The 26,182-nt window shown below is 42.2% G+C and carries 30 protein-coding genes; 20 read left to right on the top strand and 10 right to left on the bottom strand.

From position 1 onward, the window contains the following. Positions 1-62: 62 nt before the first annotated feature. Together MHH58_RS10025 and MHH58_RS10020 are read right to left on the bottom strand one after the other, a co-directional pair. Positions 63-611, bottom strand: a complete 549-nt coding sequence (locus MHH58_RS10025) for a cysteine hydrolase family protein (RefSeq protein WP_341346104.1) — start codon at positions 609-611, stop codon at positions 63-65. Positions 612-660: 49 nt separating this feature from the next. Next, positions 661-1,551 carry a fructose bisphosphate aldolase gene (locus MHH58_RS10020; protein WP_341345804.1) on the bottom strand — a complete coding sequence of 297 codons (891 nt, stop codon included), beginning with the start codon at positions 1,549-1,551 and terminating at the stop codon, positions 661-663. A gap of 150 nt (positions 1,552-1,701) precedes the next feature. Between MHH58_RS10020 and MHH58_RS10015 the strand changes: the two genes are divergently transcribed. Continuing rightward, entirely contained in the window at positions 1,702-2,640 is a 939-nt protein-coding gene (locus MHH58_RS10015) for an aldo/keto reductase (protein WP_341345803.1), read from the top strand. Positions 2,641-2,688: 48 nt separating this feature from the next. On the opposite strand, the gene MHH58_RS10010 is transcribed toward MHH58_RS10015, so the two are convergent. Genes MHH58_RS10010 through MHH58_RS09995 form a run of 4 tightly spaced genes read right to left on the bottom strand, consistent with a single transcriptional unit; the run spans position 2,689 to position 5,989 of the window. Next, entirely contained in the window at positions 2,689-2,841 is a 153-nt protein-coding gene (locus MHH58_RS10010; protein WP_162842307.1) for a hypothetical protein, read from the bottom strand. 49 nt (positions 2,842-2,890) lie between these two features. Further along, positions 2,891-4,021: an ABC transporter permease gene (locus MHH58_RS10005; protein WP_341345802.1), complete on the bottom strand. Its 1,131-nt coding sequence runs from the start codon at positions 4,019-4,021 to the stop codon at positions 2,891-2,893. Then, positions 4,008-5,060: an ABC transporter permease gene (locus tag MHH58_RS10000; protein ID WP_341345801.1), complete on the bottom strand. Its 1,053-nt coding sequence runs from the start codon at positions 5,058-5,060 to the stop codon at positions 4,008-4,010. The genes MHH58_RS10005 and MHH58_RS10000 overlap by 14 nt, the downstream gene beginning before the upstream one ends. Continuing rightward, entirely contained in the window at positions 5,060-5,989 is a 930-nt protein-coding gene (locus MHH58_RS09995) for an ABC transporter ATP-binding protein (RefSeq protein ID WP_341345800.1), read from the bottom strand. The genes MHH58_RS10000 and MHH58_RS09995 overlap by 1 nt, the downstream gene beginning before the upstream one ends. Before the next feature lie 114 nt (positions 5,990-6,103). Between MHH58_RS09995 and MHH58_RS09990 the strand changes: the two genes are divergently transcribed. From MHH58_RS09990 to rbsK, 6 genes are all read left to right on the top strand, one after another. Next, positions 6,104-7,165 carry a sensor histidine kinase gene (locus tag MHH58_RS09990; RefSeq protein WP_341345799.1) on the top strand — a complete coding sequence of 354 codons (1,062 nt, stop codon included), beginning with the start codon at positions 6,104-6,106 and terminating at the stop codon, positions 7,163-7,165. Beyond that, entirely contained in the window at positions 7,143-7,742 is a 600-nt protein-coding gene (locus MHH58_RS09985) for a response regulator (protein ID WP_135098664.1), read from the top strand. The genes MHH58_RS09990 and MHH58_RS09985 overlap by 23 nt, the downstream gene beginning before the upstream one ends. Before the next feature lie 15 nt (positions 7,743-7,757). Continuing rightward, entirely contained in the window at positions 7,758-8,252 is a 495-nt protein-coding gene (locus MHH58_RS09980) for a GNAT family N-acetyltransferase (protein WP_341345798.1), read from the top strand. Between the two features lie 73 nt (positions 8,253-8,325). Further along, on the top strand, positions 8,326-9,270 hold the full coding sequence (locus MHH58_RS09975; RefSeq protein WP_341345797.1) for a nucleoside hydrolase: 945 nt from the start codon (positions 8,326-8,328) through the stop codon (positions 9,268-9,270). Continuing rightward, positions 9,263-10,198, top strand: coding sequence for a nucleoside hydrolase (locus MHH58_RS09970; RefSeq protein WP_341345796.1), 936 nt, complete (start codon positions 9,263-9,265; stop codon positions 10,196-10,198). Before MHH58_RS09975 ends, MHH58_RS09970 begins: the two co-directional genes overlap by 8 nt. 21 nt (positions 10,199-10,219) lie before the next feature. Further along, positions 10,220-11,104, top strand: a complete 885-nt coding sequence (rbsK, locus tag MHH58_RS09965) for a ribokinase (RefSeq protein WP_135098655.1) — start codon at positions 10,220-10,222, stop codon at positions 11,102-11,104. Between the two features lie 110 nt (positions 11,105-11,214). Here rbsK and MHH58_RS09960 read toward each other — a convergent pair whose 3' ends face one another. From MHH58_RS09960 to MHH58_RS09945, 4 genes are all read right to left on the bottom strand, one after another. Further along, entirely contained in the window at positions 11,215-11,739 is a 525-nt protein-coding gene (locus tag MHH58_RS09960; RefSeq protein WP_341345795.1) for a hypothetical protein, read from the bottom strand. A gap of 478 nt (positions 11,740-12,217) precedes the next feature. Next, entirely contained in the window at positions 12,218-12,682 is a 465-nt protein-coding gene (locus MHH58_RS09955) for an S-ribosylhomocysteine lyase (RefSeq protein ID WP_135098651.1), read from the bottom strand. Between the two features lie 257 nt (positions 12,683-12,939). Beyond that, complete coding sequence (locus MHH58_RS09950; RefSeq protein ID WP_341345794.1) at positions 12,940-14,226, bottom strand: nucleobase:cation symporter-2 family protein; 1,287 nt, start codon at positions 14,224-14,226, stop codon at positions 12,940-12,942. Next, the gene (locus MHH58_RS09945; protein ID WP_135098647.1) at positions 14,226-14,807 is read right to left on the bottom strand and encodes a xanthine phosphoribosyltransferase; all 582 of its coding nucleotides are present in this window, start codon (positions 14,805-14,807) and stop codon (positions 14,226-14,228) included. The genes MHH58_RS09950 and MHH58_RS09945 overlap by 1 nt, the downstream gene beginning before the upstream one ends. Positions 14,808-15,011: 204 nt before the next feature. On the opposite strand from MHH58_RS09945, the gene MHH58_RS09940 reads away from it, so the two are divergent. The 13 genes from MHH58_RS09940 (at position 15,012) to MHH58_RS09880 (ending at position 26,169) form a co-directional block, all read left to right on the top strand. After that, complete coding sequence (locus MHH58_RS09940; RefSeq protein ID WP_318272334.1) at positions 15,012-15,752, top strand: GntR family transcriptional regulator; 741 nt, start codon at positions 15,012-15,014, stop codon at positions 15,750-15,752. Positions 15,753-15,896: 144 nt separating this feature from the next. Continuing rightward, entirely contained in the window at positions 15,897-16,316 is a 420-nt protein-coding gene (locus MHH58_RS09935) for a phosphonate C-P lyase system protein PhnG (RefSeq protein ID WP_135098645.1), read from the top strand. A 10-nt stretch (positions 16,317-16,326) separates the two neighbouring features. After that, positions 16,327-16,887 (top strand): phosphonate C-P lyase system protein PhnH, encoded by a 561-nt coding sequence (phnH, locus tag MHH58_RS09930; protein WP_135098643.1) that lies wholly within the window; start codon positions 16,327-16,329, stop codon positions 16,885-16,887. Then, positions 16,888-17,967 (top strand): carbon-phosphorus lyase complex subunit PhnI, encoded by a 1,080-nt coding sequence (locus MHH58_RS09925; protein WP_341345793.1) that lies wholly within the window; start codon positions 16,888-16,890, stop codon positions 17,965-17,967. Then, positions 17,964-18,815 (top strand): alpha-D-ribose 1-methylphosphonate 5-phosphate C-P-lyase PhnJ, encoded by an 852-nt coding sequence (locus MHH58_RS09920; RefSeq protein ID WP_135098639.1) that lies wholly within the window; start codon positions 17,964-17,966, stop codon positions 18,813-18,815. Before MHH58_RS09925 ends, MHH58_RS09920 begins: the two co-directional genes overlap by 4 nt. Beyond that, positions 18,802-19,644: an ATP-binding cassette domain-containing protein gene (locus tag MHH58_RS09915; protein ID WP_135098637.1), complete on the top strand. Its 843-nt coding sequence runs from the start codon at positions 18,802-18,804 to the stop codon at positions 19,642-19,644. Before MHH58_RS09920 ends, MHH58_RS09915 begins: the two co-directional genes overlap by 14 nt. Before the next feature lie 13 nt (positions 19,645-19,657). After that, complete coding sequence (gene phnM, locus MHH58_RS09910; RefSeq protein WP_341345792.1) at positions 19,658-20,833, top strand: phosphonate metabolism protein PhnM; 1,176 nt, start codon at positions 19,658-19,660, stop codon at positions 20,831-20,833. 4 nt (positions 20,834-20,837) lie between these two features. After that, a complete protein-coding gene (locus tag MHH58_RS09905; protein WP_341346103.1) occupies positions 20,838-21,542 on the top strand; it encodes a phosphonate C-P lyase system protein PhnL in 705 nt (234 codons plus the stop codon). Further along, complete coding sequence (locus MHH58_RS09900) at positions 21,539-22,357, top strand: PHP domain-containing protein (protein WP_135098631.1); 819 nt, start codon at positions 21,539-21,541, stop codon at positions 22,355-22,357. The genes MHH58_RS09905 and MHH58_RS09900 overlap by 4 nt, the downstream gene beginning before the upstream one ends. Before the next feature lie 95 nt (positions 22,358-22,452). Further along, complete coding sequence (locus MHH58_RS09895; RefSeq protein WP_135098629.1) at positions 22,453-23,520, top strand: PhnD/SsuA/transferrin family substrate-binding protein; 1,068 nt, start codon at positions 22,453-22,455, stop codon at positions 23,518-23,520. Positions 23,521-23,757: 237 nt separating this feature from the next. Beyond that, complete coding sequence (phnC, locus tag MHH58_RS09890; protein ID WP_167753403.1) at positions 23,758-24,525, top strand: phosphonate ABC transporter ATP-binding protein; 768 nt, start codon at positions 23,758-23,760, stop codon at positions 24,523-24,525. Positions 24,526-24,535: 10 nt separating this feature from the next. Further along, positions 24,536-25,348 carry a PhnE/PtxC family ABC transporter permease gene (locus MHH58_RS09885; RefSeq protein WP_341346102.1) on the top strand — a complete coding sequence of 271 codons (813 nt, stop codon included), beginning with the start codon at positions 24,536-24,538 and terminating at the stop codon, positions 25,346-25,348. Continuing rightward, positions 25,348-26,169 carry a PhnE/PtxC family ABC transporter permease gene (locus MHH58_RS09880; protein ID WP_135098625.1) on the top strand — a complete coding sequence of 274 codons (822 nt, stop codon included), beginning with the start codon at positions 25,348-25,350 and terminating at the stop codon, positions 26,167-26,169. The genes MHH58_RS09885 and MHH58_RS09880 overlap by 1 nt, the downstream gene beginning before the upstream one ends. Positions 26,170-26,182 lie beyond the last annotated feature (13 nt).

Below are 26,182 nucleotides of genomic sequence, written 5' to 3'. Positions count from 1 at the left end.
TACGGGTTTTTGCAGTCACATGAGCTGTTATCATCGGACCGCAAATCCAAGTTAACTATATATTATACAATCTTCGCACCCAATGAGTTTTCAAAGTGGGCGAGTGCCACATCGTGTGCATCCAGATTAAAACTGGCCACACCGTCTCTGTGAACAACGATATCAAAGCCTTTATTATAAGCATCAATCGCAGTATGCATAATACAAATATCGGTACAGACGCCGACTAAATGGATTTCAGTAATCCCCCTTGCTCTTAAGCGCTGTTCAACATCGGTCCCAAGAAAGGCGGAGTAGCGGGTTTTATCGGTATAGTATACATTTTTCTGATTTTTATAATTCTGATAAAGGTCTTCCAGCTCACCGTACAGATTCCGTCCCTCTGTCCCAATAATATTATGAGGCGGAAACAGTTTCGTTTCAGGATGATACGGATCATTTTCCTGGTGTGCATCAATAGCGAACACAGTATAATCTCCGTTACTGATAAATTCACGAGTCGTGGTCACGATATAGTTATGAAGTTCCTGTGCGGGTTTACCTGCGGTGAGTTTGCCGTCATCCGCAACAAAGTCGTAAGTATAGTCGATATTCAGCAGTGCTTTCATGATTTTCTCCCCTTATAAAAAGACAATGGCAGGCCATTGTCTTAAAGTTTACTTATTTTTTATTCACTGATGCATCGAAAATAGAATCAATTGCTTCAGATAGTTTGCTGTCAAATTCCTCAGCAGACTGATTTGCATTTAAGTCGCTTGATAATGCGCGTGAGAAGCTCGCGATAATACCTTCGTTTTCTTTCAGCATATTATTTGCTTCAGTTCTCGTGTAACCGCCTGAAAGTGCCACAACGCGAATCACGTTAGGGTGATTTACGAGTTCTTTGTACAGATTAGGTACAGTAGGAAGTGTAAGCTTCAGCATTACAAGCTCATCTTCAGCAAGTCCGTTTAACTCTTCCAAAATCGCATCTCTTAAAATTTCTTCGATTTCTTCTTTGTCTCCGGCATTAATGCTGACTTCTGGCTCGATAATCGGTACTAAGCCTGCAGCGATAATCTGTTTGCCGATTTCAAACTGCTGTTCTACAACGGCAATAATTCCTTCTTTGTCCGCAGAAAGAATGTTGGAGCGCATTTTTGTACCGAAAATGTGACGGTCGTTTGCACGTGCTAATAAATCCTCAAGACCCGGTATAGGTTTCATAAGCTGCACACCGTTTTCTTCATCTGCAAGTCCTTTGTCGACTTTTAAGAATGGCACGATGCCTTTTTCAGCTAAATAGTCACCAGTGTACTGTCCTTCTACTTCACGGTCCATCGTTTGTTCAAACAGAATTGCGCCGAGGACTTTATCAGAAGTAAATGAAGGTGAAGTTACGATGCGTGTACGCATTTCGTGGACGAGATCGAACATCTCATCTTCGTTAGTATACTGATCTTCATCAACACCATATGCTTTTAAAGCTTTTGGCGTACTTCCGCCACTCTGGTCAAGTGCGGCAATAAAACCATGACCTTGTTTTACTTTTTCAAGTTGCTCCTGATTCATTAAAAAACACTCCTTAAATAGTTTTCCACTCCTTTATAGTATGCTAAAAAAACCGCTTTACTGCAAGGTAAATCTGCACCATCCGCTATGTTTGGCGGATTGTTAAAACGGAAAGATACTAAATGTATTTAATTTCAGGAGGTATGCAAAATGACAGAACTAGTTGAGTTAGGAAAATCAGGAATTAAAGTACATCCAATCGCTCTCGGGACAAATTTTGTCGGCGGCTATAATTTATACGGCGATGTGAATGAAGAAGAGGGTAAACAGACTGTCAGAGATGCACTCGATGCAGGAGTGACGATGCTCGATACTGCATTCATATACGGCCCGAGACGTTCTGAAGAACTGATTGGCGAAGTTTTAAAAGAGTATAAAAGAGAAGATATAGTTATAGCAACGAAAGCAGCACAGCGTGAACTCGATAATGGTGATATGGTCATCGACAACTCGCCGGAATTTTTAAAACAGGCAGTGGACGATGCACTGGACAGACTGCAGACTAAATATATTGATTTGTTTTATATTCATAAACCCGATGAAGACACTCGGAAAGATGAAGCGGTCGAGGCACTTTATGAAATGAAAGAGCAGGGTAAAATTAAAGCGATCGGCGTATCGAATTTTACTGTCGAACAGCTGGCGGAAGCGAATAAGAACAATCATGTTGATGTAATACAAAACGAATACAATCTGTTCAGCCGCGAAGCGGAAGACGAGATGCTCGATTACACTTCAGCAAATAAAATTACTTTTATTCCTTTCTTCCCGCTGGCAGCAGGGCTGCTTGCAGGCAAATACGATGAAAATACAGAATTTGAAGATTTACGGAGTAACTTGCCATTTTATCAGGAAGACCAATTTAAAGACAATTTGAAAAAGGTAGAGAAATTAAAAGAACTTGCTAAAAAATACGATGAAGATACCGCGCAGATAGTACTCGCATTTTATTTAACGAGACCATCGCTCGATGTGATTATACCGGGAGCCAAAAAAGGCGGACAGATTAAAGCAAATATGCGTGCCGCTGATATTGAACTGGACCCGGAAGATGTTGAATATATCGATGAAATATTTAAAAGCAAATAATATGTAAAAGTAAAAGATGGTTAAGGGGGCTCCCTTAACCATCTTTATTTATTTATCCCTGTAAAGGATCAGCACTGCAAAGACACTGCCCACGCTGAATTTAATATCGATTACTTCAATGTACTGATTCTCGTAAAAGAATTCTGCAATTTTCTTATCCAGTCCTTTTTCCGTCATAGCGGAAACTGTTTTTGTTTTCATAGACTCCCCCCACCTTTAAGACTGTTTTCTTCCAGTATATATTTAAATATTATAATTGTGTACTTTTCCGCTGATTGCTGAAGATAATACCGATAATCAGAAAGGCGAGTATATACAGTAAGAGAATGCCGATTGACAGTGCTGATTCACTCCAGGTAATATCCGGTGACGCATAAATTTGTGTGTAGTGATACAGAGGAAGGAACTCTGCGATACGCTCTGCACCGTCACCGAACAACTCGATAGGAATGAATATACCGGAGAGAAATGCCAGTCCGAGCGTAATGAGATTGGCAAGACCGTTCACGATAAAACGATTCGTCGTCAGTGCATTAATCGCATACTGCAGAGCGAGTGTGAAGGCCATAATCAGTACGAGCGCAACGAAAATGTGAGCGAGCGGCATACCGTCCAGGTGATTATAATACAGGCCGACAAGTCCGAAGAACATAACGAGTACTGCGAAAAATCCAACCAGCGACTGTGCGCCCAATATTTGTACTGCGCTTGATGTGGATGATACCGGCGCAGCAATGATGCGCTTTTGCAGCTCGGGCTTATTGTATTCAGACATCAGATTGCCGACTGACAGCATAATGAACAGCATTAGCCAGTAGGCAGCGAAATTGGAATAGGCTGCAGCATTTTCAAAATTTTCTCCGTCTGCATTCATTGTATCGTTATTTAACTCTACATTTACAGTATCGGTTAATGCTGTCTGCAGCTTATCTCTGTCGAGTTCTCCTCCTTCGTTAAACTGTGCGTTTGCAAAAATCAGAAATTTCGAAATTTCGCTGTCCAGCTGGACACTGGATGCTGCGCGTTCATCAGTGATGATCTCAACGGCTGGTTCCCCATTTTTAACATGTCTTTCAAAATCCTCAGGGATGATTACTGCCCCGTGAATTTCCATGAGGAAAACCTGTTCTTCCAAATGATTACGCGGTGTTTTGCCGAGTACTTCAACATCATGCGAACTGTTTAAATACTCAATCAGCGCTTTTGAAGACCCGGACTCAGATTCGTCCACCACAGTAACGCCAAGCTTTTCGCTTTCAAACGTATCGGTGCCGCCGAATGAACTGAACATTGCTGCAATCAGGAAAAACACCAGTGCCAGCGGTATAATCATCCATTTAAACTTCCAGAAGTGGAGGAGTATTATTTTAAAGATAGTCATATTGTTTCCTCCTTAATGCAAACAAAGTAATGAAAAAACTGACAACTGTAATACCGGTTAAGAAGGCGATTGTCGACCAGTAGCTGTCGAAGTTATCCATTAAATTTATCCGATAAATTGTATCTGTAATATGTGCGAGCGGATTAAATTCATTAATGAACGGCATCTCGCGGTTAATTACAGTTCTTAAACCAGGACCCATTAAGCCTGCCAGGAAAGCCAGTCCGACGATAAAGACGACGGGAACGATGGATTTCACATTGATGTTCACCCGGGGGGTTAAACCGATTATAAAGCCGAGTCCAAGTCCGGCAATGTTGCCGGCAAGTATAATGCCGAGCGTCGGAAGCAGATGATTGAACAGGGCGGAATCATTAAAAACCATTAAATAACCGATTAAGAGACCGTTTGAAAATAAGCCGAGCGTGAGACCCGCTGCAGAACTTGCGAGTATATATTTTGCTTTGCTGAAGGGGCTTGCGGAGAATCTTGCCCCCATCGTGCTTAAGTTCGGACGCATTGATGAAATGAGCTCCATGCTCGTAAATATGGTGTAGAGAGAAACCATGGCAATAGTTGAATAGTACATAACAACCTGCGGTTCTGTTTCCATGTCTTCAGTCTGAATAAAATCAGCCTCAAAATTAAAGCTTTCAGGAGATATTCCAAGTGCCGCAGTCTGGTGGATCTGGTTCATCACTGACTCAAGTACGGACTGCTGAAAACCGCTGTTTTGCACAATCAGGCTGCCGTCTTCCGTAATATATCCTGTAATATTTTCTTCGGAAAGTTCATCTCTTGCGGTACTGTCTGACATTTCATGGACGTTGATAAAGTCTATCTCCTGAAGCACTGTGCTGTATTCATTATCTTCGGTAACAGCAACGTCTATATCTGACATATCTTCTCCGCCAATATTTGACGTTGTCGCCATAAATATCGTAACTAAAACGAGAGGATAGCCGATTGTCCAAAAGAGAAATCCAAAATCTTTAAAGTTAATTATGAGTAAATAATAAGTGAGACGCAGAAAGTTCATCAGTCCCTCAGCTCCTTGCCTGTCAGTTCTAAAAAGATACTGCTCAGCGACGGCTGTTCACTTGCGATTTCTGTATAAGTCAGAGAGTTATCTTCGATAAAGCGAATCAGATTAGCTAAATTGTTGTAATGCTTATCGAATTGAATGTTGTACTTATCTCCGGTTTTGATGACCTGATTGACGTGAGGAATTTGTTTCAGGAGGCTTGCAAGTGTGTCGTTGCCGGAAATAAATTTAACTGTAATACTTTCTGTGGTTGAAATTGATTTTTGAAGTTCATCGAGTGTACCGTTCGCAACATTGCGGCCGTTATCCATAATAACGAAGGAGTCGCACAAATTTTCAGCTTCTTCCAGGTAGTGGGTGGTGTAAATGACAGTAGTTCCCTGCGCTTTCATTTTTTTAACGCCTTCAAGAATAAAGTTTCTGCTCTGTGCATCGACCGCGACGGTCGGTTCATCGAGAAATAAAATTTCCGGCTTATGCGCGATGCCGCAGGCGATATTCAATCTTCTTTTAAGTCCGCCGCTAAGCTGCTTCGGTAGAAATTTTTTGTATTTTTCGAGTCCGACAAAAGAGATGGCTTCATCTACAAACTGTTTCCGCTCCGCTTTATTTGTCACGTAAAGTCCGCAGTAGAAATCAATATTTTCAACGACGTTCAGCTTATCAAAAATAGCAAGCTCCTGAGGCACAATGCCAATCCGGCGTTTAATTTTATTGTTATTTGGATTAACGGGTTCGCCGAATAATTCAATCGTGCCCTGATCAAACTTCAGTAAGGAAAGCATGCAGTTAATGGCTGTCGTCTTGCCGCAGCCGTTCGGGCCGAGCAGACCGATAATTTCATTTTTTCCTGCCTGAAAAGAGAAGTGATCAAGTGCAATAACATCTTTGTACCTCTTCACTACTTTGTCCATTGCAATCATATTATTGCCTCCTGTACTATATTGGTTAATTTAAGTTTATAATATAAATAAATGCACCGTTAGTGTCCCGAGTCATAAACTGCAGTGACAATTGTCATATTGTGAGGTGAAGCGATGTCAAAAATATATGAAAAGATTATGATCTTTATTACACTTGCGGCATACTATCTGCTGACTTCGGATGAAGCACAAGTCACAGTAATACTGATATCTTTTATCGCAGCATTCAGTATCGATGTAATCAATAGAAAGTACATGCTCTTTATAGTTATTGTGCTTTTTGGCTTTCTTTTGTTGCTGGATATAAATTATCTGTACTTCCTGCCGCTTATTTCTCATATAATATTTGCCGAATACGGCAAGTACGGAATACTTGCACTGATTCCGATTTTAATTTTTCAGCAATGGGGGCTGCTGATTTTAAGCGTCTTAATATTTTATCTGACTGCGCTGTCACTGGAATTGTCAGCAGCAAAAGAACTGAACAGAAAAATGCGCGACCGGCTGACCGAAGATAATATGCGTTTAAAAGCTCAGCACAATGAACTGATGAAGTCCCACGAGAAAGATATTTATATGGCGGAACTGAACGAAAGAAATCGTATTGCCCGTGATATGCACGATGCACTCGGTCATTCATTGTCGAGCAGCATTCTGCTGATTGAGTCACTGCAGTATGTAAAAGATGAGAACAAATTAAGAAAATCTTTAAAACAGCTGCAGGAAAGATTAAAAATGGGTATGGATGATGTTCGAAACAGCATTCATAACCTATATGACACTTCAATCGAGCTTGAAGCAAGAATCGAAAGTTATCTGGCAGAAATGGAAAATTATAAAGGAGAGCTTATCTATGATGTAAAGCTCACGCTGACGCACGAACAGAAAATAGACATGCTGTCCCTCGTAAGAGAAGCGCTGACGAATATTAGAAAGCATTCAGACGCCGGAGCATTTAAAATTGTTATTAAAGAACACCCTAAATTTTTAGCACTGACGGTGAAAGATGACGGGAGTACTGAAGGCTATTTCAAAAAAGGAATGGGTCTTCAGTCGATGACTGAAACAGTGCAGAAATACGGCGGTGTTCTGAATGTGTTTAAAGACGAGGGGTTTATCGTGCACGCAATATTTTACAAGGAGGGGCTGGAAAATGAAAATAGTTATAGTAGATGATGACCCGCTCGTAGTCTCTGCGCTGACGACAATAGTGGAAAATTCCGATTATGAAGTTGCGGCGGAGGGCACAAGCGGTTTTGATGCAGTAAAACTGTACAGCGAACACCGTCCGGATTTGTTAATGACGGATATCAGAATGCGAGAGAAGTCGGGACTTGAAGCGAGCAGAGAAATACTGGCTGCCGATTCCGAAGCGAAAATCCTTCTTATTACAACCTTTAAAGATGATGAATACATTCATGAAGCACTGAACATAGGCTGCAAAGGATATTTATTGAAAGATAATTTGTCAGGTATTATTCCGGCTATTGAAGCGGTACTGTCAGGAAATATGGTCTTCGACAGCAATATTGTAAAAAGTATGTCGGCGCAGTCTGCACATAAGGACTTTACGGACCTGTCGACAAGAGAGCAGGACATTATTGAACTGGTGGCAGAAGGCTTCAATAATAAAGAAATTGCCGAGGCGCTTTATTTGAGTGAAGGAACAGTCAGAAATTATATTTCCCAGATGCTGACGAAGCTGGATTTACGGGACCGGACACAGCTGGCCGTTTATTATTATAAAAATTAATCAGGAGGTGGCGGGATGGCCCTTGTAATCAGAAAACCGGGACCGGAAGATGCTGAACGTATAGCAGATATTTGCAGCACGGGTTGGCGACAGACTGTCGAAGGGAAGATGAGTAGTAAGTTTCAGCAGCAGACAGTGAATTACTGGTACAATCCTGATAAAGTTACAGCAGATATTAAAAAAGGCAGCTATTCCTATGTGGCTGAAAAAGACGGTATTATCAGAGGAGTAATAGGCGGCGGAATGACAGGAGCTAAAACTGCGGAAGTATATGTATTTTATATCGACGATAAATACAGGTATCATGGAATCGGCAAGACTTTATTAGATGAATTGACGCAGCATCAAAAGCGTAAAGGTGCCGATGAACAATGGGTGTCGGTGCAGCAAGATAATGAACTTGGCCTGCCATTCTATAAAGCGCGGGGATTTGTCTGCCAGTCACTGAAAGAAACAAAAAGCGCAGATGGTGAAGTGCAGGTGTCTTTAAGAATGAAGCGGCAAATATAATCAGGGTCTGTCTGTAAAATTCAGGCGGCACATGAGATAATTGTTTTAAGACTACGAATTGGAGTGTTTACTGATGAGAAATGTTATTTTAGACTGTGATCCGGGGCATGATGATGCAATATCGATTATTATCGCGGCGTCAGCTGCCAGTGACTTAAATATTTTAGGAATTACGACTGTAGCAGGCAACGTCGAAGTCGAAAAAAATACAATTAATACATTAAAAATCTGCGAACTGCTGGAACTGGATGTGCCGGTTGTCCAGGGGGCGAGAAGACCCCTCGTAAAGGCGAGTGAAATTGCACCTGAAATTCATGGGGAAACCGGTATGGACGGCCCGGAGCTTCCAGATCCTCAAATAGAGGTCACAGAAGGACATGCTGTTGATTTTATTATAGAACAGGTAATGAATTCATCTGAACAGGTCACGCTCGTTCCGACAGGACCGCTCACGAATATTGCTATGGCTTTGATTAAAGAACCGAGAATCATTGAAAATATTGATGAAATTGTTTTAATGGGCGGCGGTACCTTCGGCAACTGGACACCGGCGGCGGAATTTAATATTTTTGTCGATGCGGAAGCGGCGAAAGTTGTTTACGACAGCAGCGTCCCTGTGACGATGTTCGGTCTCGATGTGACACATCAGGTTATTGCGACTGAAGATATTATAGAGCGTGTCGGTAAAATCGATAATAAGATTGCTGTATTCGTTAAAGAGCTGCTGATCTTTTTCGGCGAAACGTATAAAAATCATTTCGGCTTTAACGGCGGCCCGATTCATGATGCGTGCACGACGATGTATCTTTTAAAACCGGAACTGTTTAAGACAGAATACTTAAATGTGACTGTTGAGACGAAGGGTGAATATTCATACGGTATGACAGTAATCGATACGCTGAGTGTAACAGGCAGAGAGCCGAACACTAATGTTGCCTTCGGGGTGGACACAGAAGCATTTTGGAGACTATTTGAAGAAATTTTGAAATCATTTGACGGAGGACAGACTGATGAGTAAGAAGAATATATGGATTGACTGCGACCCTGGGATTGATGATGCAATAGCACTTGCTGCGGCAGCCGCAAGCAGAGATGCATTAAATATCCACGGGATTTCCACGGTGGCGGGGAACCAGACGATAGAGCGCGTCACGAACAATGCGCTTGCACTGAGCGCTTTTCTCGATTTGGATGTACCTGTCGTTAAAGGAGCGGAAGGACCTCTGACAAGACAAAAAGAAGATGCGGGACACGTCCACGGTGAGACAGGACTCGGCAATACTGTACTGCCGAAAACTTCGAAGCAGGCTGAGCCGGGCAATTCATTGCAGCTTATCAGAGATTATATTATGAATCTTCCTGAAGATGAAAAGATGACGCTGGTTCCTGTCGGTCCGCTGACAAATATTGCGCTGCTTTTAAAAGTATTTCCTGAAACAGCGGAACGCATTGAAGAAATTGTCTTAATGGGCGGCGGTACATTCGGCAACAGAACCCCAACAGCGGAATTCAACATATGGGGAGACCCTGAGGCTGCGAAAATCGTCTTTGATTCGGGCCTGCCGATTGTAATGTGCGGACTTGACGTGACCCATAAGAGCGGGCTCGACCGGGAGCAGGTCGAAGCACTGTTTAACAGCGAAGGAGAAGTGCAGAAAGCATTTGGCGAAATGCTGAAATTTTACTTTGATTCTCCTGCATATATTAACAGTGAACTTGTGCATATTCACGATGCAGTTGCGGTTATTTATCTGACTAATCCTGAAATATTTAAAGGAATGCAGGTCAGTGTTGATGTAGATTGTACAGATGATATCAACCGGGGCATGACTGTATGCGATGTGCGGAAGACTGCACCTGAAGCGGGGCGTAATGTGACACTTGTGAACGATATCGATTTAACAGCATTTCAAAATATACTGCAGGCTAAACTCGGCAGTCTATAGTAATTCTTGGAGGTAGAACAGATGAGCAAGCCTAAGGTAACAATTGTAGGCAGTTTAAATATGGATTTGGTCGTTACGGCAGAACGTCACCCGTCAATCGGCGAAACACTGACTGGTGAAAAGTTCACGACACTGTGCGGCGGCAAAGGTGCGAACCAGGCCGTTGCAGCAGCGAGACTCGGTTGCGATGTGACGTTTATCGGCAGAGTGGGCAACGATGCGTTCGGGATTGAAATGATTGAAAGTCTGAGAAAAGAAGGTGTCAACGTCGGTAATATTGAGATGATTGATGAGGTGGAGAGCGGTATTGCCATGATTACCGTAAACCCGCTGGATAATACAATTATCGTTGTACCGGGCGCGAATGCACATGTTACAACAGATGTAATCGATAAACACCGTCAGGCAATTTTAGAAAGCGATGTCGTCGTCACCCAGCTTGAAATTCCGATGGACACAGTGGATTATGTTGCACAGGTGTGCGGAGAGAATAATATTGATTTAGTTGTTAACCCGGCGCCGGCACAAAAGCTGACGGATAATATTATAAATTACAGTACATATATTACGCCGAATCAGATTGAATTGACACAGCTGGCAGCAGCACATCCTGAAATTTTAAAAGACCACGTCGATAAATTTGTCGTTACGAGCGGCAGCAAAGGCTGTTATTATTCAGTCGATGCCTTCCGCGTCGACGTGCCGACCATGAAAGCGGAAGTTGTCGATACGACAGGTGCAGGAGATTGCTTTAACGGCGCCTTTGTCAGTTATATTGCACAGGGTAAAAGCCTGCAGGAAAGCTGTCATTTCGCCAACACTGCAGCATCAATCAGTGTAGAAAAATTCGGTGCGCAGCACGCGATGCCGACAACTGAGCAGGTGCTCGGAAGAATGCAGAGTTAAAAATAATTATTATGCGCATGAGAGTGTTTGGAGATTTGTCATATATAAAAGATGATTTTCATAATAATAATAAAAGTCACTGACGGATACAGCCGCCAGTGACTTTTTTCTTAAATAATAGATGAGAATAATGATGTTGGGATAATAATAATCCATGGTGCCATTAATAGTGTTGAGATAATACTCGATCTGGTGATTTGTTTATCTTCGAGACCGAATTTAGCATAGATTTTTTGTGTGATTTTAAACTGGATAAAAATTATGATAATGAATACAAGGAGTACAAAAATCATGCTGTAAATACTGTTGAAGGGGTTTGCAATAACGCCTTCGAAAAAAGCGACAATCCAGTCAGGAGTAGCATTGCTGATTTCTTTTACATCGTCGAATGAAGCGGGGTTGCTTCTGAACAGCGGGTCGATAAACAGCGCCGCATACATAATTCCAACAGCAGCAAGATTCAGACCGATATCAGTCAGCCAGATTTTCCAAGAAGCCTTAACAGTAATTTCCTTGCGTTTATATTTTTTATCGAGCGGTAAATAAATCGCAAACCAGTCGATCAGCATTTTTAATGGTATTATCATAAAAACAACAGGCGGAATTAACCACATCAGCCATACCGGCATAATCATTACGGAAAACCTCTTTCTTATTTTATAGATTATCCTGTATATTTTACGCTTGTCACACGCGTAAGTAAATTGAAATGATGAATCACAGTCAGGAAAGGTGATTAAAAAACTTGAATAAATAAAACAGCTTAAATATCTTGAATTAAAGATATCTGAGCTGTTTTATGTTTGAGCGAGACCTAATTTTTTGGTGATCTATATAGAATTTAGACCGGATTTGTTGGGGAGTTGGTATGACTTCCGCTCATGTGTATCCTGGTTGTCTGGGGTTGATATGAGCTCCGTTCATGTGTATCCCAGCTTCTTGGGGTTGATATGAGTTCCGTTCATATGTATCCCAGCTTCTTAGGGTTGATATGAGCTCCGTTTATGTGTATCCCAGCTCTCTGGGGTTGGTATGACAGCCTCTCATATGTATCCCAACTCTCTGGGATTGATATGACGCCGAATCACATGTATCCCGATCATAATCTAAATATTATTCAGCAAATACTGTGCTCCAGCTGTCGCGTCCTTCAAGCATTTTGCGCGCGATTTCTTTCGCACCTTCTAAGCTGTGGCTCGCTGCCCATCCGCACTGTACTTCATTACATGCAGGAACTTCAGTTGCTTCAAGGACATCGTTCAATGTTTTCTCCATAACATTTTCAATGCCTGCTTTATCTTCATCGTTTAATACTGAAAGATAAAATCCTGTCTGACATCCCATAGGACTTAAATCAACAACACGTTCGTGATGGTTGCGAATATTTTCAGCCATTAGATGTTCAATTGAGTGAAGTGCAGGCATATCCATATGCTCTTTGTTAGGCTGGCAGAAACGGATATCGTATTTATAAATTGTATCTCCGTACTGTCCTTCGTTTGTTCCTGCGAGTCTAATATAAGGTGCCGCCACTTTTGTGTGATCCAGGTTAAAACTTTCAACGTTCATTTTCTTCATATATGATACACTCCCTAAATTGTTTACTTAAGTTAATCTTATTACAACTTGAAGCGGAATGGCAACCGGAAGTAACTGACGGTGGCACGAGAACGCTCCTTGCGCGCCACCGAGAACCCACGGCGGCACGAGAACGCTCCTTGCGCGCCATCGAAAAACCACGGTGGCACGAAGACACCCTTTGCGCGCCGCCGAGAACCCACGGTGGCACGCACACCATAAAAAAGCACGCACCGGCAAGTCCGGTGCGTGCTCCTCTATATATTTCGCGGATTAATAATAGATTTAAAGTTAAAGACTGCGTTGAGTATAATGGCTGTCATACTGCCCATCACAATCCCGCTTGAAGTAATGACTGAAAGATTTTCAGGCAGGACAGCGAACAGGTCGGGTACGACGGTGACTGCAAGTCCCATACCGAGAGAGATTGCGACAATCACCATATTTTCCTGTTTGTTTAAATCAACGTGTGACAGCATTTTGATTCCTGCGCTGATTACCATGCCGAACATGGCAAGCATAGCCCCGCCGAGAACAGGTCCCGGTATCGCCAGTGTTGCTGCACCAATCTTTGGAGCAAGTCCTAAAATAATCAGCATGGCACCGGCAATATAAATAATTTTATTTCTGCGGACACCTGATATTTGAATCAGACCGACGTTTTGAGAAAACGTTGTATAAGGGAATGCATTGACGAGTCCGCCTAAAATAATTGCCATTCCTTCTGCGCGGTAGCCGCGCTTTAAATCATCGCCTTTAATTTTCTTCTCAGTAATATCTCCGAGTGCAAAGTACACACCTGTCGATTCAACAAGGCTGACTAAAGCAACCAGTGTCATAGTTAATATCGGCAGCAGATGGAATTCAGGAGTCCCGAAGTAAAACACTTGCGGTAAATGCAGCCATGATGCTTCAAGCACCGGTGTGAAATCAACACGTCCGAAAAAGACACCGATCACTGTTCCGATAATAATTCCTGTTAATATGGCGATTGAACTAAAGAAACCTTTAGCAAATTTTAAAATGATCAAAATAATAATTAAAGTCGAAAAGCCTAAAAATAAATTGACAGCCGAACCGAAGTCTTCAGCACCCTGACCGCCGGCTAGGTCATTTATTGCTACCGGTATAAGTGTCAGTCCGATAGTCGTCACTACACTGCCGGTCACAACCGGCGGGAAAAACCGTATCAGTTTACTGAAAAAAGAAGCAATCAGCACTACGATTAAACCAGATACTAAAATAGCACCGTAAACGGATTGAATGCTGTAGGTATTGGCGATGTTAATAATCGGTCCAACGGCGGTAAACGTACATCCGAGTACGACGGGTAAACCGATGCCGGAGAACTTATTCTTCCAAACCTGAAGAATTGTTGCCACCCCGCACATCATAATATCGATGGAAATCAAGTAGGTCAGCTGGGCAGGTGTTAAACCGATGGCGTTGCCGACAATCAGCGGAACGATAACTGCGCCGGCATACATGGCAAGTACATGCTGCAGACCGAGCGAAAAATCTTTAACGTTGGATTCCTGAGCCATTACTCATTGTCTCCGGCAAATGTTACAGTATGATTCGATAAAGACTCGATGCGCGCGAGAGATTCCACACGGTAATTTTTCTCTTTAAGAATTGCGGCTCCGCTTTGGAATGATTTTTCAATCACGATGCCGATGCCTGAAACATTAGCCTTCGCCTGTTCAACGATATTAATTAAAGCACCGGCTGCTTCGCCGTTGGCTAAAAAGTCATCGATAATTAAAATGTTATCTCCCGGCTGAATGAATTGATTGGATACACTAATCATATTTGTTTCCTGTTTCGTATAAGAAAAGACTTGTGCAGATAATAAATCATCAGTAAAAGTCAGCGATTTTCTTTTTCTTGCGAATACCGCAGGAACATTGAAGTTCAAAGCTGTCATTACTGCAGGCGCGATACCTGAAGATTCCAAGGTAAGTACTTTTGTAATTTCTGTATCTTTAAATCTGCTGTGGAATTCTTTGCCGATTTCCACCATTAGTTCAGGATCAATCTGATGATTTAAAAATTTATCTACCTTTAATACGTTATCCGAAAGTACGACACCTTCTGATAAAATTTTGTTTTTTAACAAGTCCATTCCAAAAGCTCCTTTAAGTATGTAAGTTAATGAATGTATTTATATTAACAGAAATAACGAACTTATCAACAATAAATTTTAATAAAGTTCATATTTAGTTTAATATATTGTGTAAAAATATAATAATATTCGGTTATTGATATTATTAGGATGAATTTAAGCGGCCATGTATAATAAATTTATCGTGTCGTAAGGAGCTGAATTGTGTCTTTGAATAATATGGAAATAACAAAAGAAACCTTAATCAGGACGAGAGTTCAGGAAATGATTTTGCAGGGAGAACTCGGACCCGGTGATAAACTGCCGAGTGAAAATGAGCTGGCTGAAGAATACCGGGCGAAGCGGATCGATGCGCGAAATGCGCTGGTGCAACTGGAGAAAATGGGTATTGTTTATGGCAGACAAGGCGTGGGGCGTTTCGTTAATGAACCTTTGCCGACGATTGAATTTGCTGTTACAGGCACGACGAGCTTTTCTGAAAAAATGAAGGAGCAGAATATCCCGTACGAAAGCCGGATTATTTACGCCGATTATGCCTCTGAAAAAGAACGGGAATATTACAGTAAGTCACTCGGAACAGCGGATCACGTAAAAATATTTAAAGTGGCGCGTCTTAGAATTGTCAATGAAGTTCCCTGTGCGATTCACAGCTCTTACATAAGGGAAGACCTGTTTCCGGATATATACAGCGATAAAGATAGTCTGCAGTCCGTTTACACCTATTTTAAAACTTCAGGACACGAGCAGTTAAGCAGTAAAGATCGCATTATCTCTACTCAATTTCCGACACTGGAAGAGATGAAGATTTTAAACTGCAGTGAACTCGTTCCTTTGCTGGTCTTTGAAACAGATACCTATGATAAGCAGACGGGTGATTGTCTGGAGCGGGTAAAAATATTATACAGAAGCGATTTGTTTAAACATCAGCTGTCAGATGAGAGCTGAGACCGGAACTCAAGAGTTCCGGTCTTTTTTTATGCAGTCATCCTGAATTAACAATTATCAATCCAACGTTTACATTCCTTTACCAATACTTAAAGTCCACCTGCTTGGCAACAAGTTAGGATTAATTCATAAGGAGGTTGTGACATGGACAGAAAATTATGGACACGTATTTTTTCCAAGTACGGCAGAACAGAGGCGATCGATTTCTATAACAATTTTAAAGAAGCATTGGACTTCGAAATCATCAGTGAGCCGAGTGAAGGTCTGGTTATGATGAAGACGAGAGAACATGCGAAAAATTCTTTATTTTATATGGGTGAAGTGCTGATTACTGAAACAAAAATCAGACATGGCTCAACTGTAGGCACGGGTCTCGTGAAAGGTTCGGATAACGAATTGTCGGAGGCTATGGCTTTTATCGATTTAAGTTTTAAACTGGACAAATTTACAGCGGAGTTAAATGACATTTTAAAATCGCTTAAAAATATTGAAGCAAATGATATTGCAGAAAAAACAGAGAAAATTTTGCAAACTAAAGTCAGCTTCGAAATGATGAACGACTAGGAGGATAACGGTGAATACAATTGTACATACAACACAGCAGATCTACCGTCAGCTGATCAATGCGGCAAGCCGGCCGGGGCATGTTGAAATAATAACTGAAGATGTTAAGAATTATACGGGTTTCAGCAATGCGGCACTGCTGACTGCTATGACCTTATTCGATAATGAAATCTCATTTTATTCAGCAGATAAAACGATGCGGCAAGAATTAAAAGTATTAACCGGCGGTCTTCCGAATAAAGATTATTCGTCAGCAGATTTTTTAGTGACTAAAGAAGCAGATTTAAAAGCGGAGTATTTTAAGGAAGTGATGAAGGGTGTGTTAATTTCTCCTGAAAAGTCAGCAACGCTGCTAATCGATATAGAAAGTATCGGCAAAGGGCAGGCTTATCGCCTCAGCGGTCCCGGTATTAAAGAGTCGACAGATATTCAATTATCTTTCCCGAGCAGCTGGTTTGCACTCAGAAATGAAGTCTGCAAAGAGTTTCCGCTCGGCATCGATTTAATACTGACCGATAAAGAAAATAATACGGTGGTCATTCCGAGAACGACAAAAGTGGAGGTGCTTTAAATGGGTTACGTTGCGGTTAAAGGCGGCGCACATGCTATCAATAACTCGGTGATTTTATATAAAAACAGACGGCTTGAAGATGGAGCCGACATCGATGTTGAAAATATTAAAACAAATATGCGCCAGCTGATCAACCAGGTCATGAGCGAAGCGAGTTTTTATGACCGTGATATAGCGGCACTCGCAATCAAGCAGGCGGAAGGAAATATGGAAGAAGCAGTGTTCCTGATGCGTGCGCATCGTTCGACCTTACCGAGATTATATTATTCAACGGTAACGGACACGAGAGAAATGTTCGTTGAACGCCGCGTGTCTGCGAGCTTTAAAGACATACCGGGCGGACAGATCCTCGGTGCCACTTCAGACTTCACCCACCGCCTTTTAGATGATTCATTAAAAGAAGTGACAGACGGACCTCGAGAATCGGTGGATTGCAAAGAGATTCCGTTTAATTATGACCTCGATAAACTGCCGAAAGTCATCGATTATTTAGAGGAAGAAGGGCTCTTCGTTCGTGAACCGGAAAATAATGATGAACCGGACGATATTACGAAAAAGGCGATCGAGTATCCGAGTACGAGAAGTCAGAGACTGCAGGCATTAACCCGCGGCCAGACTGGTGCAGTGACGTCGCTCGGCTATGCTGAAATTCGAGGTTACGGGATTGCTTCCCATCCGAATATAGGAGAATGCCGTGTCGGCCAGCAGCCTGTTCATGTCGATTTAGATGATGATTACGGCGAGTATTTTATTGGTGATTATGAAGTCACTGAAATAGACGGTTTTATGCCGGACTTAGATGAAGATGATTCGGATGCCGGTGAAAAAGATCTGATGATTAAAATCGGCTACGGTCTTGTCTTTGGCCAAAATGAAACGAAAGCCATCGCCATGAGCGTATTGGATTACAGTCTCGAGCATCCGGAACCGGGTGTCGCTACGAGTGATGATGAATTTGTTTTATATCATATTGATTCAGTTGAATCGACAGGTTTTATTTCACACTTAAAACTGCCGCACTACGTTACATTCCAATCAAAACTCGACCGTATGCGTCAGGGCAAGGAGGAAAGACAGTGAGTCAGAACTTCGCATTTTTAGATGAACACTCAAAAAAAGAAATACGCAGAAAAACATTAAAAGCAATCGCAATTCCGGGCTATCAGGTACCATTTGCGTCACGTGAACTGCCGATTGCCAGAGGATGGGGAACAGGCGGCCTGCAGCTGACGCTGTCACTCGTCGGCCGGGAAGATATTTTAAAAGTTATCGACCAGGGCTCGGACGAATCCGTCAACGCTGTTAATATCCGCAATTTAATACAGAGCACAACAGGCGTAAAAGAAACCATTCATACATCGGAAGCCTCACTGATTCAGTCGCGTCACAGAATCCCGGAAGTTCCGCTGAAGCCTTTTCAGATTTTAGTGCTGCAGGTGCCGATGCCGGAACCGTTAAGAACCGTTGAAGTCAGCGAGCGCAAAACAAAAATGCTGCACGGTGATAAAGAATACAGCGGAGCATTTATAAAATTATTTGAGCAGATTATGAAATACGGCCACATTACAGATGATGCCGACTATCCGGTCATGGTAAATGACCGCTATGTTATGGCACCGAGCCCGATTCCGAGATTTGATAATCCGAAGATGAACTACAACGAAGGACTTATTCTCCTCGGTGCCGGGCGTGAGAAGAAAATTCACGCCGTACCGCCGTACACCAAAGTGGAATCACTCGCTTTTGAAGATTATCCATTTGAAGTTGAACAATTTGAAGATAAAGTCTGCCGCAAGTCAGGTTTAACCGGCGTCTACATGGATGAACTTCAGGACGAGAAAACAGGAGAAACGTACTACCTGACCAACGATACGAGCTACATGCTTGAGAAGCTGAACGAGGAGGCTGTGAACAATGCCGGCAAATGATGAAGTTGTATTGTCATTGAGAGATTTATCGAAAAAATTTGGCAGCGGCTGTGACTATTGCAGGGAAACTGATGCCGAACTGCAAAAAAATATGTGTCCTGAATGCCATACAGTGTATGCAGTGAGGAACGCGTCACTCGACTTGTATAAAGGTGAAATTCTCGGCATTGTCGGTGAGAGCGGCAGCGGGAAAAGCACTTTAATGAAGACGCTGTACTTTGATCAGGAAGCGACTGGCGGTGAATATATACTGCCAGGTGACGCGAGCATTGAAGGCAATGCCTTCGACGTCTCCAGCCAGAAAAAGAGACAGATCCGCAACGAGCAGCTCGGTATGGTGTATCAGAACCCGCTTCAGGGTTTAAAGATGGATTTTTCATCGGTGACTAATATCGCAGAAAAACTGATTGCGAGCGGAAACCGCAACGTCGGGCAGATGACAGACCGGGCAGATCACTTCCTTGAGAAAGTTAACATTGCGCTCAGCCGTAAATACGAAGCACCGAAAAATTTCTCCGGCGGTATGCAGCAGCGCGTGCAAATCGCTAAGGCGCTGTCGAATTACCCGCCGATATTATTGCTGGATGAAGTTACAACCGGCCTCGACTTATCAGTGCAAGCAGATGTGCTGGAATTAATTAAAGAAATTCAGCGCGACATGGGTGTCAGCATGATTGTCGTATCTCACGACCTTGCGATTATCCGCATGCTCTGTGACCGGACCATAGTTATGCTTGACGGCCGGGTCATCGAGCACGGAATTACCGATCAGATTCTGGAAGACCCGCAGCATAAATATACTCAGCAGTTAGTTTACTCAATCTTATAAGAGGTGACAAGTTTTGATTATTATAAACAGCAGCGTCATAACAGAGACAGAAATTTTAGAAAATCATGCAGTCGTGGTCGAAGGTGACACAATTAAAACAATTATCCCAATGGCAGAGGCGGATACTGAAGGTCATCAGAGAGTTATCGATGCTAAAGGCGGTTATGTGACTGCAGGATTTATCGATATTCATTCCGATTATATTGAAGGAATTATTGCCCCGCGTCCGACGACGGTGATGGATTTTAATATCGGTATTAAAGAGTCGGAAAGAATTTTAAGTTCGCATGGCATTACAACGATGTTCCATTCTTTATCGATATATAAACAGGATTTATTCGGGCACAAACCTGTCAGACAGCCGGACAATGTGGATAAGCTGATTCATGCAATCCACCGCACACATTCCGAGAAACATTTAATCAGGCACCGCATGCATGCGCGTTTTGAACTCGACTCACTCGGTATGGTAGACACCGTAAAAGATCATATTGAAAACGGGCGCGTTCATCTTCTGAGTTTTATGGACCATACACCCGGTCAGGGACAGTACCGGGATATTGAAAAGTACCGTCACACGATGAAAGGCTACCAGGATCTTTCGGATGAAGAAATTAATAAACAGATTGAAAGCAAAAAAGAAATGGACAGGCTGTCGGTCGAAGAAATGGAAACGATGTCGGAACTGGCGCGTTCAAAAAACATTGCGGTGGCGTCTCACGACGACGACGCAACAGAGAAAATTGATTTTAATGAAACGCTGGCAACGACGATCAGTGAATTTCCAATCACGATGGAAGTTGCAAAATACGCTCACGGCAAGGGCATGTATACGCTCGCCGGAGCGCCTAACATTATGCTCGGCGGTTCGCACTCGGGTAATTTAAACGCAAAAGACGCAATCATGGAAGGGTGCGTATCCATTCTCTGCAGCGACTATTACCCGCCCGCCATGCTTCACTCTGTATTTAAGTTAAACAAAGAAGCAGGCTATCCGCTCGTTGACGGCTTCAAACTAATTACGCTGAATCCAGCCCAAGCAGTGCAGATGGACGATGAAATTGGTTCGGTTGCACCAGGTAAAAAAGCGGATTTAAACGTCATAAGAATTTTCGACGATTATCCGACTATTACAGAATGTATTGTTAACGGAAAAATTGTCAGCCAGTACCACTACCGGGTAGATTAGGAGGATAACTATGATTAAAATAAATGATTTCAGCAAATCATTCACCATTCACCATCTGAACCAGACAAGAGAAGCAGTCAGCGGGGTATCGTTCGATGTAGAAAAAGGTGCGTTTCTCGGTATTGTCGGCGAAAGCGGCAGCGGTAAATCGACTATATTAAAAAGTATTTACGGCACTTATAAACCGACGACAGGTACTGTGAATTACGATTCCGAGAATTTCGGCTCCGTCGATCTGCATAATATATCAGACAGAGCACTGATTAAACTGCGCACGAAAGAAATCGGCTATGTATCTCAATTTTTAAAAGTTATGCCGCGTACAACAACGCTTGAGCTTGTTATTAATTCAATGCTTGAAATGGGCGTCGATAAAGACAGCGCCGCGGTAAAAGCTGAAGAAACACTCAGACACTTCGATATTCCAAAAGCACTGTGGCATAACTATCCAAACACTTTCAGCGGCGGGGAGAAACTGCGTTTAAATATCGCATGTGCAGTCGTTAAAAATCCGCGTCTTCTGCTGCTCGATGAGCCTACAGCATCGCTTGATGAGAAATCGAAACTGAAAGTCAGAGAAACAATCTCAAAACTGATCGATAATGGTACAACTTTGATCGGCATTTTTCACGATCTGGAATTTATGGACGGCTTATGCACAAAAGTATATGACATGAATACGAAAATGCTCGAGGAGCGTGCGGTATGACGGACAAAATAGATCTGCATGTGCACAGCAGCTTTTCCGATGGTAAAGATAGTGTAAATAAAGTACTGGATCTGGCAAAAGAGAGAGATGTTAAAATGTTAAGCTTCGTCGATCACGACACAAATCTGACATACAATGAAGCGTTACCATATGCAAAACGTCTCGGTATCGACTTAATTCCGGGCATAGAAATCTCAGCTTACGATTTTAAACGCAGGAGAAAAGTACACGTTTTAGGATATAACTATGATTTGGATGCAACGAATATTAAAAAATTAACGGAGCCTTTACAAACGAGGCGTCATCAGCATTCTTTGGAACAAATTAAAAAAATCGAAGATTACGGTATTGATGTAGATATGGATGAAGTGAAAAAAAGCGTCGGACCGGCCGGCATCATATATAAGCAGCATATTATGCACGCAATATGTGATGACCATTACACTTGCCCGAAATATACAACCAAGTACCGGACTCTCTTTAAGAACAACGGTCCTGCTGCAGGAGATATCGAGTATATCGACTATATCGAAGCGCTGAAGGCAATTAAACAGGACAAGGGCCTCGCAGTCATTGCTCATCCCGGTCAGCTGCACAGTTATGAACTGATTGAGGATAACTATGAACTAATCGACGGAATAGAAAAATATCATCCGGATCACGGTCCCGCTGATTATGAAAAAATCGATGCTGTGTGTGAGAAATATGACCTGTTCATTACAGGAGGATCAGATTATCACGGAGATTTCGGAGCAACTGCTGAGATTGGTATAGACAGCGGATTATTAAAGGAAACAACCCAATTATTTAGATAGTATAAACATGTGTTAAATAGACGTAAAGTGCATTTACTTGCCTTCTAAAATCATTTTAAATTAATCATGTAAATAAAACTTAAGGGAGTTTGAAAATGAAAAAGTTAATGAATGTTTTTCTTGGTTCAGCTTTTGTCTTAGCGCTTGCAGCATGCGGCGGAGAAGGAGATACACAGACAGAAGACGGTTCTGCAGATGCTGCTTCGGGCAGTGATGAGCCTCTAAGTGTCGTCTGGTATCCAAACGAATCCGGCAATGAACTTGCTGATGCACGCGAAGAAATTGGAGCGATTTTAGAAGAAGCGACAGGCAGAGAAGTAGAACATGAACTGACTACAGACTATGCAATAGCCATCGAGAGCATTGTTAATGATAATGCAGACCTCGCATTTACAGGTGCAGAAGGATACATACAGGCTAAGGAACGCAATGACAATATCGAACCATTGGCGGTGCCGTCAGGACCGTCAGGAACTGAAGAAGATGCTTTATACTACAGCTGGTTCGCTACTAAAGTCGATAACATGGAAAAGTATGAAACAGGCGAAGGCGAATACTCAATTGAAGAATTCCCGGGAAGCAACTTTTCATTTGTCTCAACTTCATCAACATCAGGTTTCAGAGTACCAACGTCAACGATTTTAAATGAATTTACTGAAACTGAAGAATATGCAGACTTAACAGAAGAAGATTTAGCTGAAAGCGGACGTTTCTTTGAGCAGGTAATGTTCGGTAACACTCATCAGGGTTCTGCAGTCAACTTAATTAACGAGAGAGCAGATGTTGCAGCTTTCTGTGACACTTGTGTTGAGAACTACGTAGAACTTGCAGAAGGCGAAGAAAATACAGCAGGTGCGATTTACGAAGTATCTGAAGGTGCAGCAGACCCATTCTCCAATCTTGCTGGAGAGCAATTTGGAATCATCTCGGCAACACCGGTACTGAATGCACCGTTTATTGGTAACGTAAGCACTTTAGGTGAAGAAACATTCAATGAAATTCAGGAAGTTCTTGCTTCTGATGAAGTTGCAAATAACGAAAAGATTTTCGTTCCTGAAGATGCAGAAGAAGGCGGATTATTTACCAAGTCAGCGGACGAGCGTTTTGTAGTTGTTGAAGATGAATGGTTCAACCCGATTAGAGAACTCAACTCAGGAAACTAAATTGAAAATTTAAACCGGCATCCAACGATATAAAATTTATTCATCTGAGAGGGGATTTCCCCTCTTTTTAATTAGGAGGCATCTTCCATGGCGGTGGAACATAAAACAAAAGAAGTAACAAAAAATAGAACAGATTTTAACAAGAAGGAAACAGATGAAGTACTGATCTCTTTTGATGAAGATATAGAAGTTACAGGTAACGAAGTCGAAACCGCATCGAAAAAAGAGCTTAAAGAAATGCCTGTAATCATGTCGATTGAAAATCTGAATAAGGAATACTCAAAAGGCAAGTCGGTGCTTAAAGAAATTAATTTCAATATTAAGCAGGGTGAATTATTGTCGATTATCGGTCCGTCTGGTGCCGGGAAGTCTACGTTACTTCGTTCGATAAACCGCATGATAGAGCCGACGTCGGGTAAGATTACGTTCGATGGCAAAAACATTACCAGTGTTAAAGGAAAAGAATTGAGACATATGAGAACGAATATTGGGATGATCTTCCAGCATTATAATCTGGTCGACCGTTTGTCGGTCTTTGAAAATGTGATGCACGGCACCTTAGGTTATAAAAACAGCCTGCAGGGCATTTTCTCAATGTATACAGAATCAGAGAAAGAGGAAGCCCTGGATATTATTACGGAACTGGGTATTCAGGACCACATTTACAAGCGCTGTGATGAACTGTCTGGCGGTCAGAAGCAGCGTGTCGGTATCGCACGTGCCCTGGTGCAAAAACCTAAAATTATTCTCTGTGACGAGCCGATAGCTTCACTGGATCCGAGTTCTTCAAGAGTAATTATGGATCATCTCAGAAAAATATGCAGTGAAAAAGGCATTACGGTAATCGTTAATCTGCATCAGGTGGATGTTGCTAAAAATTACTCGGACCGTATTATCGGCTTAAACAGCGGTCAGGTAGTCTTTAACGGCCATCCGGCTGAAATTGATAAAGAAGTCATCCAGTCGATTTACGGTACGGATTTTGATGACTTAATTACGGAGTAGGTGATTAATGATGAGCAAAACAAATACGTTAAACGTTAATGAAATAAATATTATTCAGAAGAAGAATCTTTATTTATTGCTGACAGTCGTCGTCATTGTCGGACTGATTATGCTCGCGAGCTACATTACCGAATATAATCATATAGAAGGCGTGCTGTCGATTCCTGCAGCAGCGTCATGGATGGCCAGCAACATATGGTTTTCATCGTCGACACTGGCAAATCTCGGCAGTGTAATGCGTCTTTTATGGGAAACAATTTTAATTTCAATTGTTTCCACAACGACAGCTGCAATATTTGCTGTTGTATTTGCTCTCATGGGCTCAAAATTGACTTATATTAACAAACCGTTAATGCTGGCAGCAAAAATAATTGCTTCAATATCACGTAATATTCCGGTCGTTGCCTGGGCATTAATTTTAGTCATCAGTTTTGGAACGAACTCAATGACCGGATTCCTGGCCTTATTTTTCGGTTCATTCGGATTTTTAGTCAGAGCTTTTGTAGAAACAATCGATGAAGGCAGCAAAGATTCCGTGGAAGCATTGAAAGCAACAGGAGCTACATACTGGCATACGATATTTAAAGCGGTACTGCCGGGTAGCATGCCGCAGATGTTCAGCTGGATTTTATTTATGATTGAAACGAATATACGCAGTGCGACGCTCGTCGGACTTTTAACAGGAACGGGTATCGGCTACTTATTCGATCTGTATTATAAACAGCTGAATTATGAAATGGTATCACTGATTACATTGGCAATCGTCCTCGCGGTCCTTGTGATTGAAGCAATATCAAACATCATCAGAAGGGAGATTTTATAATGACTGCTCTTGTTGAACGTAATAAAAATGGCTGCATTAAGGTCTCTAAACCCAGCAGAGGACAAAGAGTTTTAAAGGGATTATTAATCGGTTCAGCAATATTCACGGTTATCGGATTCTTTATTATGGATTACGCAGGCCTGGATTTAACACAGGCCATTCCGATGACACTCGATAATCTCGGGCAGATGTTTTTATCTCCGAGTTTAAATAACACAACCTGGTCAAATGCGCTGTGGCAAGTGACAATCACTTTATCACTTGCGTTTTTATCGACTATTTTAGGAGCAGTAATTTCACTGTTTTTAGCATTTGGGACAGCTGTTAATCTGTCAAAACCGTGGGTCAGCAACACGATTAAAGCATTTATTACTGTCGTTCGTGCGGTGCCGACTGTGCTCTGGGTCTTAATATTTGCGATTGCAGCGGGCTTAGGCTCTGTGGCAGCGGTAATCGGTATGATTTTCCACTCCATTGCATATCTGGTTAAAGCATACTCGGAAGCTTTTGAAGAAGTAGACGAAGGTAAAATTGAAGCGCTGCGTGCTTCCGGCGCAAGTTATTTTCATATTCTGTTCCAGGTCATCGTGCCGCAGACGAAAAGCTTTTTAATTTCGTGGACATTCCTGCGCTTTGAAATTAATTTCGGAGTAGCAGTTGCTATGGGTGCAGCCGCCGGAGCAGGCGGTATCGGTTACGAATTATTCATGGCGAGCACCTTCTACTATGATATGCAGGAAGTCGGGGCGATTACACTTATTATTCTGGTCGTAGCGATTATTTTAGAATTGTTTGCGAATAAATTAAAAGTAAATGCATAGAAACTCTTTAAGC

Source organism: Jeotgalicoccus sp. FSL K6-3177, from assembly GCF_038050175.1.
Classification (GTDB): domain Bacteria; phylum Bacillota; class Bacilli; order Staphylococcales; family Salinicoccaceae; genus Jeotgalicoccus; species Jeotgalicoccus nanhaiensis.
Note: the sequence above shows the minus strand (reverse complement) of the source record. Positions and strands in the feature narration are given on the sequence as shown.

Excerpts from the sequence above, each read along its gene's own strand:
- MHH58_RS09885 (WP_341346102.1), top strand. The coding sequence starts at position 24,536 with ATGAGCAAAACAAATACGTTAAACGTTAATGAAATAAATATTATTCAG.
- MHH58_RS09895 (WP_135098629.1), top strand. The coding sequence starts at position 22,453 with ATGAAAAAGTTAATGAATGTTTTTCTTGGTTCAGCTTTTGTCTTAGCG.
- MHH58_RS09970 (WP_341345796.1), top strand. The coding sequence starts at position 9,263 with ATGAGTAAGAAGAATATATGGATTGACTGCGACCCTGGGATTGATGAT.
- MHH58_RS10020 (WP_341345804.1), bottom strand. The coding sequence starts at position 1,551 with ATGAATCAGGAGCAACTTGAAAAAGTAAAACAAGGTCATGGTTTTATT.
- MHH58_RS10010 (WP_162842307.1), bottom strand. The coding sequence starts at position 2,841 with ATGAAAACAAAAACAGTTTCCGCTATGACGGAAAAAGGACTGGATAAG.
- MHH58_RS10000 (WP_341345801.1), bottom strand. The coding sequence starts at position 5,060 with ATGAACTTTCTGCGTCTCACTTATTATTTACTCATAATTAACTTTAAA.
- MHH58_RS09880 (WP_135098625.1), top strand. The coding sequence starts at position 25,348 with ATGACTGCTCTTGTTGAACGTAATAAAAATGGCTGCATTAAGGTCTCT.
- MHH58_RS09935 (WP_135098645.1), top strand. The coding sequence starts at position 15,897 with ATGGACAGAAAATTATGGACACGTATTTTTTCCAAGTACGGCAGAACA.
- MHH58_RS09925 (WP_341345793.1), top strand. The coding sequence starts at position 16,888 with ATGGGTTACGTTGCGGTTAAAGGCGGCGCACATGCTATCAATAACTCG.
- MHH58_RS09985 (WP_135098664.1), top strand. The coding sequence starts at position 7,143 with ATGAAAATAGTTATAGTAGATGATGACCCGCTCGTAGTCTCTGCGCTG.
- MHH58_RS09990 (WP_341345799.1), top strand. The coding sequence starts at position 6,104 with ATGTCAAAAATATATGAAAAGATTATGATCTTTATTACACTTGCGGCA.
- rbsK (WP_135098655.1), top strand. The coding sequence starts at position 10,220 with ATGAGCAAGCCTAAGGTAACAATTGTAGGCAGTTTAAATATGGATTTG.
- phnC (WP_167753403.1), top strand. The coding sequence starts at position 23,758 with ATGCCTGTAATCATGTCGATTGAAAATCTGAATAAGGAATACTCAAAA.
- MHH58_RS10005 (WP_341345802.1), bottom strand. The coding sequence starts at position 4,021 with ATGACTATCTTTAAAATAATACTCCTCCACTTCTGGAAGTTTAAATGG.
- MHH58_RS10015 (WP_341345803.1), top strand. The coding sequence starts at position 1,702 with ATGACAGAACTAGTTGAGTTAGGAAAATCAGGAATTAAAGTACATCCA.
- MHH58_RS09945 (WP_135098647.1), bottom strand. The coding sequence starts at position 14,807 with ATGGACTTGTTAAAAAACAAAATTTTATCAGAAGGTGTCGTACTTTCG.
- MHH58_RS09980 (WP_341345798.1), top strand. The coding sequence starts at position 7,758 with ATGGCCCTTGTAATCAGAAAACCGGGACCGGAAGATGCTGAACGTATA.
- MHH58_RS09950 (WP_341345794.1), bottom strand. The coding sequence starts at position 14,226 with ATGGCTCAGGAATCCAACGTTAAAGATTTTTCGCTCGGTCTGCAGCAT.
- MHH58_RS09915 (WP_135098637.1), top strand. The coding sequence starts at position 18,802 with ATGCCGGCAAATGATGAAGTTGTATTGTCATTGAGAGATTTATCGAAA.
- MHH58_RS09900 (WP_135098631.1), top strand. The coding sequence starts at position 21,539 with ATGACGGACAAAATAGATCTGCATGTGCACAGCAGCTTTTCCGATGGT.
- MHH58_RS09995 (WP_341345800.1), bottom strand. The coding sequence starts at position 5,989 with ATGATTGCAATGGACAAAGTAGTGAAGAGGTACAAAGATGTTATTGCA.
- MHH58_RS09960 (WP_341345795.1), bottom strand. The coding sequence starts at position 11,739 with ATGATTATGCCGGTATGGCTGATGTGGTTAATTCCGCCTGTTGTTTTT.
- MHH58_RS09975 (WP_341345797.1), top strand. The coding sequence starts at position 8,326 with ATGAGAAATGTTATTTTAGACTGTGATCCGGGGCATGATGATGCAATA.
- MHH58_RS09955 (WP_135098651.1), bottom strand. The coding sequence starts at position 12,682 with ATGAAGAAAATGAACGTTGAAAGTTTTAACCTGGATCACACAAAAGTG.